This is a genomic window from Nocardia sp. NBC_01730, from assembly GCF_035920445.1.
Classification (GTDB): Bacteria; Actinomycetota; Actinomycetes; order Mycobacteriales; family Mycobacteriaceae; genus Nocardia.
Genome location: NZ_CP109162.1, coordinates 4,088,348 through 4,107,332 on the forward strand (window position 1 = coordinate 4,088,348; position 18,985 = coordinate 4,107,332).

Sequence of the window (18,985 nt, forward strand, 5' to 3'; positions counted from 1 at the left end):
CGTTTATATTTCGAGGCACAATGGTTCGAAAATAAGAGGAGAAGGTTGTGCGCAACCGAGTTGTCATCGTGGGCGGTACGTCGGGCATCGGCCTCGCCACCGCGCGCAGGCTCGCATCCCACGGGCGCGAAGTGATCATCGCCGGACGCGGCGCCGGGCGACTCGCCGCCGCACTCGCCGAACTCGGTCCGGACGTCACCGGACAGACGGTCGACGCGCGGGACGAGACGGACCTGGCCCGATTCTTCGACGAGGTCGGGCCGATCGACCATCTGGTGGTGACCGTGACCGGACCGTCCGGCACCACCCCGTTCCGCGAGCTCGGACTGGATCTTGTGCGGCAGCACGTCGACGGCAAACTGCTCGCTCACACGGCCGCGATACAGGCCGCACTGCCGCATCTCGCCGCGGGTGGCTCGATCGCGCTGGTGTCGGCGGCGTCGGCGGGCGGCTCGATGCCGACGACGGCGGCGCTGGCCGCGGTGAACGCCGGTGTGGAAGCCATGGTTCCGGTACTGGCCGTCGAATTGGCGCCGCTGCGGGTGAACGCGGTGTCTCCGGGCGTGATAGACACCGACTGGTGGAGCTTCCTGCCCGACGGCGCCCGTGCCGAAGTATTCGACTCCATCGCCTTGTCCACGCCGGCCGGTCGGGTCGGCACGGCCGACGACGTGGCACATGCGATCGAGTTCCTGGTCGATAACTCGTTCACCACCGGGATCGTGGTGCGCGTCGACGGGGGCGCGCGACTGGGAGCGGCGAAGTAGGCAGTTCGACCGCGCCGGTTCAGACGCCGGTCCGCATGCGGAACCGCCGTTTCCGCACTACAGCGGGGTCACATACGCACCGGCGATGCCGCCGTCCACCATGAACTGCGAAGCTGTGATGAATGAGGAATCGTCACTGGCGAGGAAGGCCACCGCGGCGGCGATCTCCTCCGGTTCGGCGAAGCGCCCGAGCGGCACATGTACCAGGCGACGCGCGGCCCGCTCGGGGTCCTTGGCGAACAATTCCCGCAGTAGCGGCGTATTCACCGGACCCGGGCACAGAGCGTTCACTCGAATGCCGTCGCGGGCGAACTGCACTCCCAGTTCCCGGCTCATCGACAGCACGCCGCCCTTGGAGGCTGTGTAGGAGATCTGCGAGGTCGCCGCGCCCATCACCGCGACGAACGACGCGGTGTTGATCACCGAGCCCTTGCCGCGCTCCAGCATGTGCTGGATGGCGTACTTGCTGCACAGGTATACCGAGGTCAGGTTAACCTCCTGCACGCGACGCCAGGCGTCGATGCCGGTGGTCAGGATCGAATCGTCCTCCGGCGGTGAGATTCCCGCGTTGTTGAACGCGATGTCCAGTCCGCCGTAGCTGTCGACCGCGGTCTGGAACAGCGCCTCGACCTGGGATTCGTCGGTGACGTCCACCTCGACGTAACGCCCGCCGACTGCCGCGGCGGCGGCCTCGCCAGTGGCGGCGTCGACGTCCGCGACGACGACCTTCGCACCCTCCGCGGCGAAACGACGGACCGTGGCCAGACCGATACCGCTCCCACCGCCGGTGACGACGGCGACGCGATCCTGTAAGCGCTGCAAAGTATCTCCTGTCGGGTGGTGAGTCACTGCGTGGCGAGGAAGACGTTCTTGGTCTCGGTGAACGCCAGCGCGGCATCCGGCCCGAGCTCACGGCCCAACCCCGACCGCTTGAAACCGCCGAACGGCGTCCAATACCGCACGGACGAATGCGAATTCACCGACAGGTTGCCCGCCTCGACGCCGCGCGAGACGCGCAACGCCCGGCCGACGTCACTGGTCCAGATCGAGCCGGACAGGCCGTACTCCGTATCGTTGGCGATCCGGACGGCGTCGGCCTCGTCCTCGAACGGCAGCACCGCGACCACCGGGCCGAACACCTCCTCGGTGAGCACCCGGTCAGCGGGCGCGCTGGGCAGCACCACCGTCGGGGGGTACCAGAATCCAGGCCCCTCCGGCCTGCTTCCGGTGAACGCCACCTTCGTCGACCGCTCCACGAATCCAGCGACGCGCTCGCGGTGCGCGGCCGAGATCAGCGGCCCCATCTCGGTGGACTCGTCGGAAGGATCGCCGACCCGCACCCCTTGCACCGCCGGTTCCAGCAGCTCGAGGAAACGGTCGAATACGCTGCGCTGCACCAGAATTCGAGAACGCGCGCAGCAGTCCTGCCCGGCGTTGTCGAACACGCCGTATGGCGCCGTCGCCGCCGCCCGTTCCAGGTCGGCGTCGGCGAACACGATGTTCGCGCTCTTTCCACCGAGTTCCAGCGTCACCCGCTTCACCTGCCGCGCGCAGCCCGCCATGATCTGCGTGCCCACCTCGGTGGAGCCGGTGAACACCACCTTGCGGACGGCCGGGTGGGTGACGAAGCGGTTGCCCACTACCGATCCCTTGCCGGGCAGGACCTGGAACACGCCCTCGGGCAGCCCCGCCTGGAGCGCGAGTTCCCCGAGCCGGATCGCGGTCAGCGGCGTGAGTTCGGCGGGTTTGAGCACCACCGTGTTGCCCGCCGCGAGCGCGGGCGCGAATCCCCAGGCCGCGATCGGCATGGGGAAGTTCCACGGAACGATCACGCCGACCACGCCGAGCGGTTCGTGGAAGGTGATGTCGACGCCGCCCGCGACCGGAATCTGGTTGCCCAGCAACCGTTCCGGCATACCGGCCGCGTAGTGCAACACGTCACGGACATTGCCCGCCTCCCAGCGCGCGTTGCCAATGGTGTGCCCGGCATTGGCGACCTCGAGTCGCGCGAGCCGCTCCAGGTCGGTGTCGACTGCCTCGGCGAAACAGCGCAGCAGCCGGGCCCGGTCGCCGGGCGCGATGTCACGCCATGCGGCCGAGGCACGCTCGGCGTCGGCGATGGCGGCGTCGGTCTCCGCTTCCCCGACGAGCTCGACGGTGGTCACCACCTGTTCGGTCGCCGGATTGACCACCTGCGCCGTCGTCACGAGTTCCGCTCCCTTCGATAGGTGTCCGCCGCCTCGACCAGTGCCCGGATCAACCGTCGGTCGGTGGCATCGACCTCCGGATGCCATTGCACGCCCAGCAGGAAAGAACCGTCGGTCGCCTCCACCGCCTCGATCGTGCCGTCGGTGGCGTGCGCTGTGGCGAGCAGACCGTCGGCGAGCCGGTCGATGGCCTGATGATGATGGCAGTGGACCTTCACCTCCGGACCGGCGAATTCCGCGACCCTGCTGCCCGCGGTCGTCAGCACACGGGTGACGCTGAACCCGCCCTCGGTGCCGGAATGCTCGTCGTGACCGACGACATCGGGGAGATGCGAGATCAGGCTGCCGCCCAATGCCACGTTCATCAGCTGGAGCCCGCGGCAGACCGCGAGGATCGGCAGGCCGGCTGCCCGCCCCAGCTCGAACAGACCGAATTCCGATTCGTCACGATCCGGCCTGGTGGAGCCGGGGGATCCGCCCGAAGGGCCGTCGTAGCGGGCGGGATCGATGTCGGCGCCGCCGGTCAGCACCAGCCCGTCGAGCAGCCGCACCAACTCGGGGCGGGGCGCACCGGCGGGCGGCAGCAACACCGGGATACCGCCCGCCGCGACCACCATGGCGACATAGGTGTGCGGCAAGACCGCGCTGGGCAGGTCCCAGGCATTGAAGCGTGTTTGCTCCACATAGGTCGGCAGGCCGATCACGGGACGTGCGACCTCAGAGTCGTTCGAAACCACGGATACGCTCCCAATCGGTGACCGCGGCGTCATAGGCGTCCAACTCGACCCGCGCCGCGTTGCGGTAGTGCTCCACTACATCGTCACCGAACGCCGCACGAGCCACCGCGCTGTCCCCGAACAGCTGGGCCGCCTCGCGCAGTGTCCGCGGCACCCGGGGTCGCTTCGACTGGTAGGCGTTGCCGTGGAATTCCGGCTCCAACGGAAGCTGCCGGTCAATTCCGTGCAGTCCCGCGGCGATCAGCGCCGCCACGGCGAGATACGGGTTCACGTCTCCTCCGGGCACGCGGTTCTCGAACCGCAGCGAGTGCTCCTCGCCGACCACACGAATGGCGCAGGTCCGGTTGTCCCGCCCCCACGTGATGGCTGTCGGCGCGAAGCTGCCCGCGACGAATCGCTTGTAGGAGTTGATATTCGGGGCGAGCAGATAGGTGAACTCCCGCAGACAGTCCAGCTGGCCTGCGATGAAGTGCCGCATCAGCGCCGACGATCCGTCCGCCCCGTCGCCCGCGAACACCGGCTTCCCGGACTCGCCGCGCAAGCTCAGGTGGATGTGGCACGAATTTCCTTCTCGTTCATCGTATTTCGCCATGAACGTGAGGCTGCGCCCCTCCTGGGCCGCGATCTCCTTCGCGCCGGTCTTGTAGATGCTGTGGTTGTCGCAGGTCACCAGGGCTTCGTCGTACCGGAACGCGATCTCGTGCTGGCCAGGACCGCATTCGCCCTTGGCCGACTCGACGTACATCCCGGCACCGCCCATCTCCTTTCGGATGCGGCGCAGCAACGGCTCGATCCGCGCGGTCCCGAGCATCGAGTAGTCCACGTTGTACTGGTTGGCGGGAGTCAGCCCGCGATATCCGGCGTTCCATGCCGCTTCGTAGGTGTCATCGAACACCAGGAATTCCAGTTCGGTCCCGACGAACGCGCGCAGGCCACGCTCGGCCAGCCGGTCCAGTTGCTTGCGCAGCACCTGCCGCGGCGAGGCCGCGACCGCCCGTCCCTCCGGCACCACGTGCTCGACGTCGCACAGCACCAGCGCCGTGCCAGGCCACCACGGCACCGCCCGCAGCGTGCGCAGATCCGGCCGCAGCACGAAATCCCCGTACCCGGTCTCCCAGGACGACATCGCGTATCCGTCGACCGTCCTCATCTCCACGTCCACCGCAAGCAGGTAATTGCACGTCTCGGTCGCGTGCTCGACCACCTCGTCCAGGAAGAATCGTGCCGCGCAACGCTTCCCCTGCAGTCGCCCCTGCATGTCGGTCATCGCGACGAGTACCGTGTCGATCTCCCCCTCATCGACCCGGTCTCGCAACTGCGCCACACTCAGCATCCCGTTACGCATCCACGACCCCTCTCGGCACCGACCGTGCTCACGGTAGAGCAAACCGGACATGTTTGTGGGACACACAAATCTGGAAGCGGCCGTGTCGCGCGCATTCGGCCACGTGATCCGGGAGTCGCCGCAAGCGGTTTGTCGCCGCGATCGGTCAGGACAGTGGGCTGCGCAGCGTGTGACAGCACCGCTCAGAAGCTTCCGTTGCCGCCGATCAGCCAGGGATTGAAGGTGCATTCCAGCACCGGGTGCGCGGTCGGATCGAGCGCGCGCAACGCGATGGACACCGCCCTCGGGGAGTACATCATCGTCAGGTGGTCGGACAGATCCTGTTCGCATCCCTCCTGGAGGGTGATGTTGTCCACGTTCGCACCGGGGCCCGCGACCAGAAAGGTCCAGTCGTAGGGGTTGGCGACCTGGTCATACCGGGAGCCGACCGCCGTGTAGTCCACACCAGGCACCGTGTCGCCCCGCTCGTTCAGCCTGGGGTAGAACGGCGAGCCCACCGCCTGCTGGATGCTCGCGAACCCCACGAGGGGCTCATAGAACCCGAGGATGTCGACGCCGAAGTTGGTGATGATCCGGCCCAGTGTCGCGATGCCACTCAGCGAAGTCCCGTGGTGCGTGGCTCCATAGGTGATCAGCTTGCGCACCCGGCCCTCGCCGCCTTCGAACTTCAGATACTGGTCGGCGACCGTGCCGCCCTGGGAGTGGGCGATGATATCGACTGCGTCCGCGCCGGTCACGGCCAGTACCCGATCGATGAATTCGCGCAGTTGACGCGCCGAATCTTCCATCCGGCCGACCCCGTAGCGGCCCGGCAGGACCGGGCCGAGCCCACCGCCTTGCGCCATACCGGAGCGCCCGAAGTTGAAAGCGAACACGCAGAATCCGGACCGCGCCAGGCGCGGCGACAGGTAGGAGAAGGTGTCGTAGGCATTCAGCCATGTGCCGTGCAGCAGCACCACCGGCCGCGGATGTTCGACGGTCGGCGCGCAGTCCCAGCGATTCGCATTGGGCGGCGCGGCGTCGGGGTGGGTCAGCCCGTAGGCGAACGCGGCCAGATACGCCGACATCTCCGGCCCTTCCCCGTAGGCATCGGATGCCACGCTGGTGGCCCATCCCGAGCTGCCGGAGTCCACGATCGCACGCGGCTGCCTGCCGTCCGCGGCCTCGGTCAGGTCCGCGCTGATGTAGTCCGCGAGCGCCTGCTGCGTCGGCTCGATCGGCTCGCGCGCCCGAACGGCCCCAGCGTTGAACGCCGTTGCCATGGTCATCCCCGCGATTACCGCGGTGCCGCAGATCGCCTGCCGAACGCTGTGCCTCATTGCCACCATCCAGTTCACTTCCCATTCGAAGTTGCGGTCCGGGTGGCGAATCGTTCACCGGCCGAGAATGTTACTCGCGCCACATTCGGTCGAGGATGTGACCCGAGCCATATCCGGAGTCACGCACTGAACCTATGGCCCGCGCCGGACCGGTGTCACTGCACCGCGCCGAGAGATTTCAGTAGAAAAATTGTTGTCCGTCCGAGCGGGACCGGGCGATCCGTTCGCCCCGCACCGCCGCCGCGCATGCGGCACCATCCGACTCACGCGGCCCATTGATTTCCGCAGATACGGAAATAGACTGCCTCTCGTGTCGAATTTGCGGATCAGCGAGGCGGCGGCGTTGCTCGGAGTCAGCGACGACACCGTGCGGCGCTGGATCGATCAGGGCAAACTGACCGCCATCCAGCTCGACAACGGGCGCAAGGGCGTCGGCGGCCGGGAACTGGCCGAATTCCTGCGGGCCAACGCCGAGACGCCGGAGCCGGGCGTCACCGTCGCCGCTTCGGCCCGCAATCGCCTGCGCGGCATCGTCACGCGGGTGGTCAAGGACACCGTGATGGCGCAGGTCGAGATGCAGGCCGGGCCGTTTCGGCTGGTATCGCTGCTGAGCAGGGAGTCGGCCGATGAGCTTGGACTCGAGGTCGGCAGTGTCGCGGTGGCCTCGGTCAAGTCGACGCACGTCGTTGTCGAGATACCGGAAAGTCGAGACCGATGACCCGATCGTTGCACGTGCTGATCGCCGCCGGGATCACGGCGGTCGCAGTGGCGGGCTGCGGCGCGGACGACACGTCCGAGCCCGCCGATGCGGACGCCGTCGGCGGTACAGTCACGGTGTTCGCCGCGGCCTCGCTGACCGAGACGTTCACCGAACTCGGCAAGCAGTTCGAGGCAGCGCATCCCGGGGTGCGGGTGGTCTACAGCTTCGGCGCCAGCTCCGCGTTGGCCGAGCAGATCAACCAGGGCGCGCCCGCCGACGTCTTCGCCTCGGCCGCACCGAAGAACATGCGGCAGGTCGTGGACGAGGGCGAGGTCGCCGGCGCACCTGTCACCTTCGTGCGCAACCGGCTGGAGATCGCGGTGCCGAAGGGCAACCCGGCCCATATCACCGGCCTGGCCGACTTCGGCAAGGCCGAGCCCAGGATCGCACTCTGCGCTGAACAGGTGCCCTGCGGGTCGGCCGCCAAAACGGTATTCGAAGTGGCAGGCATCAACCCCCGGCCCGACACCAGCGAGGCCGACGTGAAAGCGGTCCTGACCAAGGTGAAGCTCGGTGAGGTCGACGCGGCGCTTGTCTATCGCACCGACGTACGTGCGAGCGGCGGCCAGGTCGATGGCATCGACTTCCCTGAGGCGGACAAGGCGATCAACGACTACCCGGTCGCGCCTCTGGCGCACGCGCCGAACGCTACGGCAGCTGCCGCGTTCGTCGAGTTCGTACGGTCCGACCAGGCGCGGGCAGTCTTCGCGAAGGCGGGGTTCGACACGCCGTGACCAGGTCGGCACGGCGACGGACACCATCGGGACGACGACCGCTCGTTCTGGTGCTGCCCGCGCTGTGCGCGCTGGCATTCCTGCTCGTTCCGCTGCTGGGGCTGCTGCTGCGGGCGCCGTGGCGGACGCTGCCGGACCGGCTGTTCAACGCCGAGGTCGGCCAGGCGCTGCGGCTTTCGCTGCTGTGCGCGAGCCTGGCGACGGTGATCTGCCTGGCGCTCGGCGTTCCGCTGGCCTGGCTGCTCGCGCGCGGCGAGGTGCCGGGGCGCGGGTTGATCAGGGCGCTGGTGACCGTGCCGCTGGTGTTGCCGCCGGTGGTCGGCGGTGTCGCCCTGCTACTCGTGCTCGGCAGGCGCGGGCTGGTCGGCCGCTATCTGTACGAATGGTTCGGCTTCGCACTGCCCTTCACCACCGCCGGGGTGGTGATCGCGGAAGCGTTCGTGGCGATGCCGTTTCTGGTGATCTCGGTGGAGGGCGCGCTGCGGGCGGCGGACCCGCGATTCGAGGAGGCGGCCGCGACCCTCGGCGCGTCGCGCTGGCTGACCTTCCGGCGGGTCACGTTGCCGTCGGTGCTGCCCGGTGTCGTCGCGGGCGGCGTGTTGTGCTGGGCGCGGGCGCTGGGCGAGTTCGGCGCGACCATCACCTTCGCAGGCAACTTTCCCGGGAAGACGACCACCATGCCGTTGGCGGTCTACGTGGCTCTGGAGCACGATCCGGACGACGCGATAGTGCTGAGCCTGGTACTGCTCGCGGTCTCGGTGGCGGTACTGGTCGCGCTGCGCGAGCGCTGGATCCGAGGCGCGGTATGACGCTGGACGCTCACCTACGGGTCACCCGCGGGCAGTTCCGGCTCGACGTTCCGCTGACCGTCGCGCCGGGTGAGGTGGTCGCCCTGCTCGGCCCCAACGGCGCGGGCAAGACCACGGCGCTGCGCGCGCTGGCCGGGCTGACGCCACTCACCGACGGCGCGATCCAGCTCGACGACGACACTTGGGACGCGCCGCCGAAGCTGTTCGTGCCCGCCGAACGTCGTCGGGTCGGTGTCGTCTTCCAGGACTATCTGCTGTTCGCGCACCTGAGCGCACTGGACAATGTCGCTTTCGGCCTACGTGCCCGCGGGCACCGCCGCGCCGCCGCCCGCAACCGCGCCGCGCACTGGCTCGGCCGAGTCGACCTCGCCGATCACGTCGCCGACAAGCCGCGCGCCCTGTCCGGTGGCCAGGCGCAGCGAGTCGCGCTCGCCAGAGCGCTCGCGACCGACCCGTCGCTGCTGCTGCTCGACGAACCGCTTGCCGCACTGGATGCGAGCACACGCCCGCGCGTTCGCTCGGATCTCGCACACCATCTGGCCGACTATCCAGGTCATACTGTGCTGGTCACGCACGATGCGCTCGACGCGATGGTACTGGCCGACCGTCTCGTCATCGTCGAGCACGGCGCGGTCGTCCAGGAAGGACCGCCGGCCGAGGTCGCCCGCCGCCCGCGCTCCGACTACGTCGCACACCTGGTCGGACTCAACCTCTATCGCGGCACGGCCCACGGCATCACCGTCGACCTCGCCGAAGGCGGCGCGCTCACCGTTGCCGAACCCGGCCGGGGCGCGGTGCACGTCGCGTTCCCGCCAAACGCGGTCAGCCTGCATCCCGAGCCCCCTGCGGGCAGCCAACGCAACGTCTGGCCGGTCACCATCGGCGGCATCGAACAGCACGCCCACAGCATCCGCGTACGCCTCGACGGCACCCCACCGGTCCTCGCCGACGTCACTCCAGCTACTGTCGCCGAGCTCCGGCTCCAGCCGGGCACCCGACTGTGGGCCGCGGTGAAAGCCACCGAGACCCACACCTACCCCGCGTGAGACTCCGTGGGCGTCACAACATGGTCGGACGTGCGAATCTGTATCAACTCTCGCCGATGAGAATCAACTCAGCTCGATCACGTCGCCGCCAAGACGAACGGCGGCCGAGTGCACATCCTCGTACGTTCGCCGCGTCGGCAAGCCGAACAATATGATCGTCACAACGCCCGGTACATCGCCCCACACGGCGCGGCCGACGGCGGTGGCGGCCGGGTCCTCGACGGGCTCGGTGCAGCGCGCGATCAACGCTGATTACGCGATGCCCGAGCCGACGGCAATGATCACGAACACCAAGGCGAACGTGTCGAGCCGGTCGGTGTGAATTCACCCAACCCGATTACGGCGACGATGGCGATCACCAGGCTGGGTCACACCGCGGAGCCGGTAGCGGTTCTACCGGTCGGCGTGCGCGTCGAGGGTACGGGGAGATCTATGTGAATCTATTCCCGAAGGACCGGGGGACAATGCCGGATGGTCGCGGGTCGCGCTCGAATTCAGTTCGCAGAACGGAATTTCGAGCCGAAAAGATGTCGATTCAAGATCGACAAAATGCGGCAATCGACATTATCGCTGCGGAATAACCCGGCGCCTACCGCATTGCCAGGCAGGCGCCGGTGACACATCAGAGGTAAGCGCCGCACACGGGCCAGGCGCCCGGCCCCTGGGTGGCGAGCACGTTCTCCGCGACGCGGATCTGCTCGGAGCGGCTAGCGTTGGACGGGCTGCCGCTGCCACCGTTGGCCTCCCAGGTACTCTGGGTGAACTGCAGACCGCCGGAGAAACCGTTACCGGTCTCGGTGCTCCAGTTGCCACTGCTCTCGCACTGTGCGACAGCATCCCAGTTGTGGGCCGACGCGGTGGCGGTGGACAGGCCGAACGGTACAGCGACGAGGGCGCCGAGCGCCGCGGTGAAGCCAAGGACACGAGTGCTGAACTTGCGGTTTTTCGACATGTGATTTCCCACCTGCGCCCACCGACTCGACGGAGCGTCCGCCGCGTCCCTGTCCCCAGGAAGGTTGTGGTTTGTCGAACCGCGGGACAGGGTTTCCGGCGTTCATCGGTTCGAGTTCGAGCTCGGGTGTTATCGAGCCGAGATCGAAGGTAGCGGAAAAATCGCGGCAGATCACGTTCAAATAACGTCCGAATTGGGTAAAGGGATCGTCTAGAGTCTCGCCATTCCGCCCGGTCGGACACGGCAAAATCGGCGATACGGCTTTGCTGTTACAGGTACGTTATGTGTTCGAGATCACTGCGAAATCGTGAAACGGATCGCATCGGGCCAGGTCCGACGGCCCAGTTGTGACCATCCGGCACGACCGTGGCCGACGTATGACGGCGCGGGAGGTCAGCTACGGACCGGCGAGCACAGCGCCGACTCCCTGCTCGGCGTGACCGACTCGGCTCCCACGACGAGCTCCTGGACAGGGCAACGATCGACCGGCCACACCCGTCCAACGCGCAGGTCACCCCGCGTTATGGAGGTGGCGGGAGAACGGCGTGGGAGTTCGCCGTCGCGCGGTAGCAGCCACCGCGGCCTTCGACGCGACATGCCGCGCCGCCCCGGTAAGGCCCCATAAACCCTCGCCGCACTGTGCGCCACTTGCTGACGACAGCAGCGGTCGTAGCGCTGGTGGCCGCACTGGACGCCTGACTCGGCGCGCCCGGCACCTGCCTCCGGTGCGGGCTGCCGGTAGCACGGCAGGCTGCGGCCGGACTACTTGCCGTGTGCTCGCAACTGGTAAAGCCCTTCGGTTTCGGCGACCACGACACCATCGGCGTCGGTGACCACCGCCCGCAATGTGAACTCGGACTTGCCGTTCGCCGCTGCCTCCTCGGTGATGCGCGCGATGTCCGCCTCCGACAGCGTCGCCTCTGCCCGCACGTCGGTCTTCGCCGGCTTGCGGAAGAAGACGTGCAGGTCTTTCACCAGCGGGTAGAACGCCGCGTTGTCGAAGGTGGCGACGGCGATCGCACCACCGAGGATTTCGGCGACCGTGAACAGCACGCCCGCGTACATCACGCCGAAGTGGTTGCCGTTGCCCTCGGCAGGCACCGAGGTAGCCGCGAATCCGCGCCGCACCTCCACTGCCTGCACACCCATCTTGTGCGCGATCGGGATGGTGAATTCCAATGCCCCGTTGACGAGGTCCTTGAACGGAGGAGTCTCGACCTCGCTCATATCCCCAACCGCCCCTTCCCGCCGGAGGTGCCGGCACCTCGTTGTCTGCCACGGCCGCCTCCGGGCCACACCGAAGCATAAGCGTTCATTGCCGCATCTCTACAGAGTGTTGGCACCTTGCCAACTATCGGCGTGGCCCGGTCAGGCGTTGGCACCTCAGAGCTTCGGCGCCCCGTCGACAGTCCACCTCCGCGATCGGGTACTCGGTCATACCGCCGTATCCGCCATGCCGCCGCGGACATTCGTCACCCACGGACGTGACGCGGTCGGTGGTCCACCATTTCGCACCGTTCGACGCCAGCGCCTCCGGTCGTTTCTACTGTGGTGCACGGCTGGCAAACTCACTCGACGATGGCGTCCGCCGAAGGTGGTGGCTCGCCCGGCCACCGCCGCTTCCGCGGCCAGCAACACATCGACCTGCTCGACCGACCGCTGGCCGAAGACGATCTGCCACTGCGTGGGTCGGCGTCGGGGTCGACTTCGGGGTCGTCCCTTGTTCATCAACCGTGACGGCGGTTGCTCACGAATGTCGACGGGCGTGTTGCGAAGTCGATGTAACGGAAGGGGGCAGCACTGTCGGTTTATAGTGTGAATACGGGAGCGGGGCGGAGGGGAGCGTGCCGATGTCTGACATGTCGAAAGTCGAACTGTATGCGGCGATCCGCCAGGATCTTCGCGCAGGATTGTCCAAGCGCGCCATCGAGCGCAAGCACGGGGTCGGGTGGCGCACGGTAGCCAAGGCGACGGAGTCGGTGTGGCCCGAGCCGCGTAAGGAGTATTCGCCGCGACCACAGAAGCTGGAGCCCTACAAGCCGTTCATCGACGAGGTTCTGCGCGCCGATCTGGATGCACCTCGGAGGCAACGTCACACGGCGACCCGGATCTACCGGCGACTGCTCGAGGAGCACGGCATGATGGACGTGTCGTATCAGCGAGTCAGTGCCTATGTCCGCGAACGCAGACCACAGCTGCAAATGGAACAGATGACAGCCCGTCGCCGCTCCGAACGGCTCATCAAAGCTGCCGGCTTCCCCCGCGCCAAAACGTTGCGTGACTTCGATTTCGATGCCAACCCCACTGTCGACCCCACCATGGTCCACACCCTCGCCAGATGCGACTGGGTCAGGGAAGGGCTGCCGCTGTGCTTGATCGGTGACTCCGGCACTGGGAAATCCCATCTGCTCATCGCCTTGGGCACCGAGGCAGCGAAAGCCGGATTCCGGGTCAGATATACCCTGGCTGCCAAGCTGGTCAACAAGCTTGTCGAAGCCGTGGACGGCCAACGGCTCACCAAGACGATCGCCCGCTACAGCGGCGTCGACCTGCTGTGCATCGACGAACTCGGCTACACCGAACTGGACAGACGCGGCGCCGAATTGCTGTTCCAGGTATTGACCGAACGCGAGGAGAGGAAGGCGGTCGCGATCGTCTCCCACCGCGGCTTCTCCGGCTGGTCCAAAACCTTCACCGACGCCAGGCTCCGCGCCGCCATCATCGACCGGCTCACCTTCGGCGGCAACATCATCGAGACCGGCACGCACAGCTATCGCCGTGCCCACACCAAGACGTACGCACCGACCGACCTACCCCGCTGAGCCGACCGAGCTCATACTCGACGACGACACCACCTGCCGAACCGCAATTGCCGAAGGCTGCGCGCCGCCGATGCCTTTTCCTGTCCATTCGGATGGGCCGGACCGCATGTGACTGAAAATAGACGTCCCGAATTCAGAACAAAAACGACTCGTCGATGCCGTCAGAATTCGCGATAAAATGCCGTCGGAATTCGTGAAAAAAACACCCGAACTGGTGCCGCATCCACCTCGACTCGGGCCATGATCCGGAAACAGCTATTGCGCTAATATTTCCGGCGACGTATCTTTGTAGTGGAATTATTTCCGATCAATTTCTGCAAGGGGGGAATACGGGCGATTCGAAAATCGTACAGGAGGCGGGAGCATCAAACCCGGCGACCTCTTTCTCTGAATGCAAGTCCGTCACCGGCAACGGTGAGTCGAATTATCAACTGCTGGCAACGTCATCGGCAAACACTGCCGCGAGGGCGGCATCCACGTCGAGTTCGGATCGTGTGAGCATGCAGCCCGGCACTGCCAGCAACATCCCGGAAACTGCGTCCCGTCAGAGCAGCGTCGTCAGCCGCACTGGCTGACGGGCCCGGCTGCCACCAGCAGACGTATCGGCCGCGGACGCCATCGAAACAACACCGTCACGCTCGGCGGCGTACGCCGCCGCCCGGCGCCGGTCGGTCATGCCCACACGACGTTGGTCATGCCCACAGCACATCGACAAGGAAGGCAGCATCATGCCCATCTCTCCCAACCAAGGGTCGACCGGAGGCGGGACCACCGTCACCATCACCGGAACGAACCTCGGCGGCGCCACCGCCGTGCGCTTCGGCTCCAAGCTGGCCAACATCACGGGCAACACACCCACATCGGTCACGGTTGTCTCTCCGTCCGGGACGGGCACAGTCGCGGTAACCGTGACCACCGCGGGCGGGACCAGCAACCCGCTGTCGTTCTTCTACATCGGCGCACCGTTCAAGTCCGCCTTGTCCCCGGTGTCGGGAGTCACCGCAGGCGGCAACACGGTCACCATCACCGGAGTCGGCTTGTCCACCGCCACCTCGGTCAGCTTCGGCGCCAACACGGCGACGCCGACCGTGGTCAGCGACGGCACCCTGACCGTCGTCGTGCCGGCAGGCGCGGCCGAGGGGTCGGTCGGGGTCAGCATCACCACCGCGGGTGGCACCAGCAACGGTCTGTCGTACACCTACGTCGACGCACCGACCCTGGGCACCCCGACTCCCACCTCCGGTCCGACTTCCGGCGGCACTGCAGTGACCCTGCCCGGCACCGATCTGACGACCACCGAGTCGGTCACGTTCGACGGTGTCGTGGCACCGTTCGACGTCATCTCCGACACGGAGGTCGTCGCGGTCACCCCGCCTGGAGTCGCGGGTGCGGTCGACATCGTGGTCACCACCAGCGGGGGCAGCGCCACCGCGGTCGGTGCGTTCACCTACATCGCCGGACCTGGCATCTGACCGGACGTCCGGGCGGCTGACGCCCGGCCACCGGAGGGCGCCGACACGCTGGCCCCGGGCAGGTTACTTGTTCCCTGCCCGGGGCCAGCACCCCATTAGCACCACAATCTGCCCCGGCCGCCTGACTCGCGGCCAGACGGGGGATCTGACCCACTCTGGAAGGACCATCATGCCAACCATCACTTCTCTCTCGCCGACCTCAGGGCCCGCCTCGGGGAATACCACCGTCACAATCACCGGCACCGGGTTCGTCCCGATTGTCACCACCGTGAAGTTCGGCACCGTGGCAACCTCCTTCACCGTCGACTCCCCCACGCAGATCACGGCCATCGCCCCTCCAGGAACAGGTACGGTGCAGGTCACTGTCGCCACGTCGGGTAGTGGCACCAGCAACGGTCTTCCCTACACCTATGCCCCGGTACCTTCCCTGGGCAGCGTGAATCCCGCTGAAGGGCCAACCACCGGTGGAACCACGGTGATCCTGACCGGCACGGGCCTCACGGGTGCCACCGTGGTCTCCTTCGGTGCCACGCCGGCGACCTCGTTCACCGTCAACTCCGACACACAGATCACCGCTGTCGCCCCAGCAGGCACCGGTTCCGTGCAAGTCAAGGTCACCGGTCCGGGTGGTACGAGTAACGGGGTCTTCTACACCTATGTCGTGGTGTCCACCCTGACCTCGCTCAACCCCAGTCAAGGGCCCACATCGGGCGGCAACACGGTCACCATCACCGGCACCGGATTCACCGGTGTCGTCACCACGGTGAAATTCGGCACCGTGGCGACCTCGTTCACCGTGAACTCCCCCACGCAGATCACCGCCATCGCCCCACCCGGGACCGGTACGGTGCAAGTCACCGTCACCACCTCCGGTGGCATCAGCAACGGTCTCCCCTACATCTATGTCCCGGTACCTTCGCTGACCTCCATCAGTCCGACTGCTGGTCCAGTGGCTGGTGGAACCACGGTGATCCTGACCGGCACGGGCCTAACGGGTGCCACCGTGGTCTCCTTCGGTGCCACGCCGGCGACCTCGTTCACCGTCAACTCCGCCACACAGATCACCGCGGTCGCCCCAGCAGGCACCGGTTCCGTGCTGGTCAAGGTCACCGGTCCGAGTGGTACCAGCAACGGGGTCTTCTACACCTACGTTGCCGTGCCTTCCCTGATCTCGCTCAGCCCGATCGCAGGTCCGGCGGCTGGAGGGACCACGGTCGTCCTCACCGGCACCAACCTCACCGGAGCCACCGCGGTCACCTTCGGAGCCACACCGGCGACCTCGTTCACCGTCAACTCCGCGACACAGATCACCGCGGTCGCCCCAGCCGGAACCGGAACGGTACAGGTCACCGTCACCACCGCGGGTGGCACCAGCAACGGGGTCGCCTACACCTACGTCGCGGTACCTTCCCTGATCTCGCTCAGTCCGATCGCAGGTCCGGTAACCGGAGGTACGACGGTCACCCTCACCGGCACCGGCTTCACCGGAGCCACCGCGGTCACCTTCGGAGCCACACCGGCGACCTCGTTCACCGTCAACTCCGCGACACAGATCACCGCGGTCGCTCCTGCCGGGACCGGCACGGTGCTGGTCACCGTCACCGCTCCGGGTGGCACGACTGGTGGGGTCGCCTACACCTACGTTGCGGTACCTACCCTGACCTCGCTCAACCCGATCGCAGGTCCGGTAACCGGAGGTACGACGGTCACCCTCACCGGCACCAGCTTCACCGGAGCCACCGCGGTCACCTTCGGAGCCACACCGGCAACCTCCTTCACCGTCAACTCCGCCACACAAATCACCGCGGTCGCCCCAGCCGGAACCGGAACGGTAACGGTCACCGTCACCACCGCGGGTGGCACCAGCAACGGGGTCGCCTACACCTACGTCGCGGTACCTTCCCTGATCTCGCTCAGTCCGATCGCAGGTCCGGTAACCGGAGGTACGACGGTCACCCTCACCGGCACCGGCTTCACCGGAGCCACCGCGGTCACCTTCGGAGCCACACCGGCGACCTCGTTCACCGTCAACTCCGCGACACAGATCACGGCGGTCGCTCCTGCCGGGACCGGCACGGTGCTGGTCACCGTCACCGCTCCGGGTGGCACGACTGGTGGGGTCGCCTACACCTACGTTGCGGTACCTACCCTGACCTCGCTCAACCCGATCGCAGGTCCGGTAACCGGAGGTACGACGGTCACCCTCACCGGCACCAGCTTCACCGGAGCCACCGCGGTCACCTTCGGAGCCACACCGGCAACCTCCTTCACCGTCAACTCCGCCACACAAATCACCGCGGTCGCCCCAGCCGGAACCGGAACGGTAACGGTCACTGTCACCACCGCGGGTGGCACCAGCAACGGGGTCGCCTACACCTACGTCGCGGTACCTTCCCTGACCGCCCTGAGTCCTGCTCTGGGGCCCATCGCGGGCGGGACCAGTGTCACTCTCACCGGCACCGGCTTCACCGGAGCCACCGCGGTCACCTTCGGGGCTACACCGGCGGCGTCGTTCACCGTCAACTCCGACACCCAGATCACCGCGGTCGCCCCCGCCGGGACCGGCGCGGTACTGGTCACCGTCACGACGGCAAGCGGCGTCAGTAACGGCCAGTTGTACACCTACGTCGCGCTCCCTGCGGTGATCTCCCTCAGTCCGATCGCAGGTCCGGTGGCCGGAGGTACGACGGTCACTCTCACCGGCACCGGGCTCACCGGGGCCACCGCGATTACCTTCGGGGCTACACCGGCGACGTCGTTCACCGTCAACTCCGATACGCAGATCACCGCAGTCGCCCCAGCCGGGATCGGGGCGGTGCAGGTCACCGTCACCACTCCGGGTGGCACCAGTAGTGGGGTCTTCTACACCTACATCGCGTTGCCCACTATCGGCATCCCGGTCCCCGCTTCCGGTCCGACTGCCGGCGGCACTTCGGTGATCATCCCGGGCACTGCCCTGACGACCACTGATTCGGTCACGTTCGGTGGTGTCCTTGCGTCGTTCAGCGTCAACTCCGATGTGCAGCTCGTCGCGGTCACCCCGCCGGGAGCCGCCGGTGCCGTCGACATCGTGGTCACCACCGCCGGAGGCAGCGTCACCGCGGCCGGTGCCTTCACCTACGTCGCCGGACCCGGCATCTGACCGGTCGTCCGGGCGGCTGACGCCCGGCGAACCGGATGACGTCGAACGCCGCCCTGAGCAGACTGCTCGATCCCTGCTCAGGGCGGCGGTTCAGCCGCACATCACAGGCCTACCTCGCTGTTCCCACGGTCAGGCTGGGGTCTTGGCCCGCTTTCGAAGGAGCAGGCTCGTGACCATCACGACCACGGATCGTGATCCCCAGGAATTCACCCTCCGCCTGGCATCTCGATCATGCGCTCGAGGCGACAGATATCGCGGTCGACAAAACCTGGCGGCCCGACGGAGTATTCGATGGAATTCGATTTCATGCCCGTCGCCGATGGCAACAACATCATCTCTTCCGATTCTCGCACTCCCTCGACGCCGAATCGCGACACCGCCGTCAACGGTGTGCATCCAGCCGAGCAAATGCATCGGATCCGCATCGATCAGAACCTGTCGATGGTGTCGGGCACATTCCAAGATTTCGACTACGCCGCATATACCGGACCCCGCGCCAGACCGTGGCAGCGGTCTTCGTGCGACGGCATTCGGCACACCCCCGCACGACCCGCGGGGTTGAGAGAAGGAGAAGAAAATGGGCAAGTTCCTGCGCAATCTCGGCGCATACAACAAAACCACCGCCGCCGCGCTCGGCACTGGGGCCGCCCTGGCTACCGCGCTGCTCGGTCTGGGCAACCTGCTGCCGGAATCTCTGGCGGGCTGGCTGACCGCTGGAGCCGCCGGAGCCACCACGGTGGCGGTGTTCATGATCCGCAATCAGGGACTCGTCGACCAGCTCGGTGACCGGGCGGCAGATCTCCTGAATCAGTGAGCCATGAACCGCCACCGGGGAGCGATGCGCCGCAACCCCTTCGAAGTGCTGCTGTGCGT

At 66.9% G+C, this 18,985-nt stretch carries 16 protein-coding genes and 1 pseudogene; 9 read left to right on the forward strand and 8 right to left on the reverse strand.

Features of this window, described 5'->3' with window-relative positions:
* Positions 1 to 47: 47 nt before the first annotated feature.
* Complete coding sequence (locus OHB12_RS16170; protein ID WP_327120384.1) at positions 48 to 767, forward strand: SDR family oxidoreductase; 720 nt, start codon at positions 48 to 50, stop codon at positions 765 to 767.
* Positions 768 to 824: 57 nt separating this feature from the next.
* Here OHB12_RS16170 and OHB12_RS16175 read toward each other — a convergent pair whose 3' ends face one another.
* From OHB12_RS16175 to OHB12_RS16195, 5 genes are all read right to left on the reverse strand, one after another.
* Entirely contained in the window at positions 825 to 1,616 is a 792-nt protein-coding gene (locus OHB12_RS16175; RefSeq protein WP_442800050.1) for a 3-oxoacyl-ACP reductase, read from the reverse strand.
* Complete coding sequence (locus OHB12_RS16180) at positions 1,613 to 2,974, reverse strand: aldehyde dehydrogenase family protein (protein WP_327120386.1); 1,362 nt, start codon at positions 2,972 to 2,974, stop codon at positions 1,613 to 1,615. Before OHB12_RS16180 ends, OHB12_RS16175 begins: the two co-directional genes overlap by 4 nt.
* A complete protein-coding gene (locus tag OHB12_RS16185) occupies positions 2,971 to 3,711 on the reverse strand; it encodes a gamma-glutamyl-gamma-aminobutyrate hydrolase family protein (RefSeq protein ID WP_327120387.1) in 741 nt (246 codons plus the stop codon). The genes OHB12_RS16180 and OHB12_RS16185 overlap by 4 nt, the downstream gene beginning before the upstream one ends.
* On the reverse strand, positions 3,692 to 5,056 hold the full coding sequence (locus OHB12_RS16190; protein ID WP_327120388.1) for a glutamine synthetase family protein: 1,365 nt from the start codon (positions 5,054 to 5,056) through the stop codon (positions 3,692 to 3,694). Before OHB12_RS16190 ends, OHB12_RS16185 begins: the two co-directional genes overlap by 20 nt.
* 182 nt (positions 5,057 to 5,238) lie before the next feature.
* Positions 5,239 to 6,375 (reverse strand): esterase/lipase family protein, encoded by a 1,137-nt coding sequence (locus OHB12_RS16195; protein WP_327120389.1) that lies wholly within the window; start codon positions 6,373 to 6,375, stop codon positions 5,239 to 5,241.
* A 310-nt stretch (positions 6,376 to 6,685) separates the two neighbouring features.
* Here OHB12_RS16195 and OHB12_RS16200 point away from each other — a divergent pair, with 310 nt between their 5' ends.
* From OHB12_RS16200 to OHB12_RS16215, 4 genes are read left to right on the forward strand one after another with little or no spacing between them, the layout of a single operon-like run.
* Positions 6,686 to 7,093, forward strand: coding sequence for a TOBE domain-containing protein (locus OHB12_RS16200; protein ID WP_327120391.1), 408 nt, complete (start codon positions 6,686 to 6,688; stop codon positions 7,091 to 7,093).
* Positions 7,090 to 7,869, forward strand: coding sequence for a molybdate ABC transporter substrate-binding protein (modA, locus tag OHB12_RS16205; RefSeq protein ID WP_327120393.1), 780 nt, complete (start codon positions 7,090 to 7,092; stop codon positions 7,867 to 7,869). The genes OHB12_RS16200 and modA overlap by 4 nt, the downstream gene beginning before the upstream one ends.
* A complete protein-coding gene (gene modB, locus OHB12_RS16210) occupies positions 7,866 to 8,678 on the forward strand; it encodes a molybdate ABC transporter permease subunit (RefSeq protein ID WP_327120395.1) in 813 nt (270 codons plus the stop codon). Before modA ends, modB begins: the two co-directional genes overlap by 4 nt.
* Positions 8,675 to 9,724: an ABC transporter ATP-binding protein gene (locus tag OHB12_RS16215; protein ID WP_327120397.1), complete on the forward strand. Its 1,050-nt coding sequence runs from the start codon at positions 8,675 to 8,677 to the stop codon at positions 9,722 to 9,724. Before modB ends, OHB12_RS16215 begins: the two co-directional genes overlap by 4 nt.
* Before the next feature lie 625 nt (positions 9,725 to 10,349).
* Here OHB12_RS16215 and OHB12_RS16220 read toward each other — a convergent pair.
* Positions 10,350 to 10,676 (reverse strand): annotated as a pseudogene (locus OHB12_RS16220) (transglycosylase family protein); the annotation flags it as partial.
* A 762-nt stretch (positions 10,677 to 11,438) separates the two neighbouring features.
* Positions 11,439 to 11,903, reverse strand: coding sequence for a PaaI family thioesterase (locus tag OHB12_RS16225; protein ID WP_327120399.1), 465 nt, complete (start codon positions 11,901 to 11,903; stop codon positions 11,439 to 11,441).
* 623 nt (positions 11,904 to 12,526) lie between these two features.
* Here OHB12_RS16225 and istB point away from each other — a divergent pair.
* Entirely contained in the window at positions 12,527 to 13,498 is a 972-nt protein-coding gene (istB, locus tag OHB12_RS16230; RefSeq protein WP_327120401.1) for an IS21-like element helper ATPase IstB, read from the forward strand.
* Positions 13,499 to 14,042: 544 nt separating this feature from the next.
* Here istB and OHB12_RS16235 read toward each other — a convergent pair.
* The gene (locus tag OHB12_RS16235; RefSeq protein WP_327120403.1) at positions 14,043 to 14,174 is read right to left on the reverse strand and encodes a hypothetical protein; all 132 of its coding nucleotides are present in this window, start codon (positions 14,172 to 14,174) and stop codon (positions 14,043 to 14,045) included.
* Between the two features lie 52 nt (positions 14,175 to 14,226).
* Here OHB12_RS16235 and OHB12_RS16240 point away from each other — a divergent pair, with 52 nt between their 5' ends.
* The 3 genes from OHB12_RS16240 (at position 14,227) to OHB12_RS16250 (ending at position 18,926) form a co-directional block, all read left to right on the forward strand.
* Positions 14,227 to 14,970, forward strand: coding sequence for an IPT/TIG domain-containing protein (locus OHB12_RS16240; protein WP_327120405.1), 744 nt, complete (start codon positions 14,227 to 14,229; stop codon positions 14,968 to 14,970).
* Between the two features lie 169 nt (positions 14,971 to 15,139).
* The gene (locus tag OHB12_RS16245) at positions 15,140 to 18,112 is read left to right on the forward strand and encodes a beta strand repeat-containing protein (protein ID WP_327120407.1); all 2,973 of its coding nucleotides are present in this window, start codon (positions 15,140 to 15,142) and stop codon (positions 18,110 to 18,112) included.
* A 577-nt stretch (positions 18,113 to 18,689) separates the two neighbouring features.
* Positions 18,690 to 18,926, forward strand: coding sequence for a hypothetical protein (locus OHB12_RS16250; RefSeq protein ID WP_327120409.1), 237 nt, complete (start codon positions 18,690 to 18,692; stop codon positions 18,924 to 18,926).
* Positions 18,927 to 18,985 lie beyond the last annotated feature (59 nt).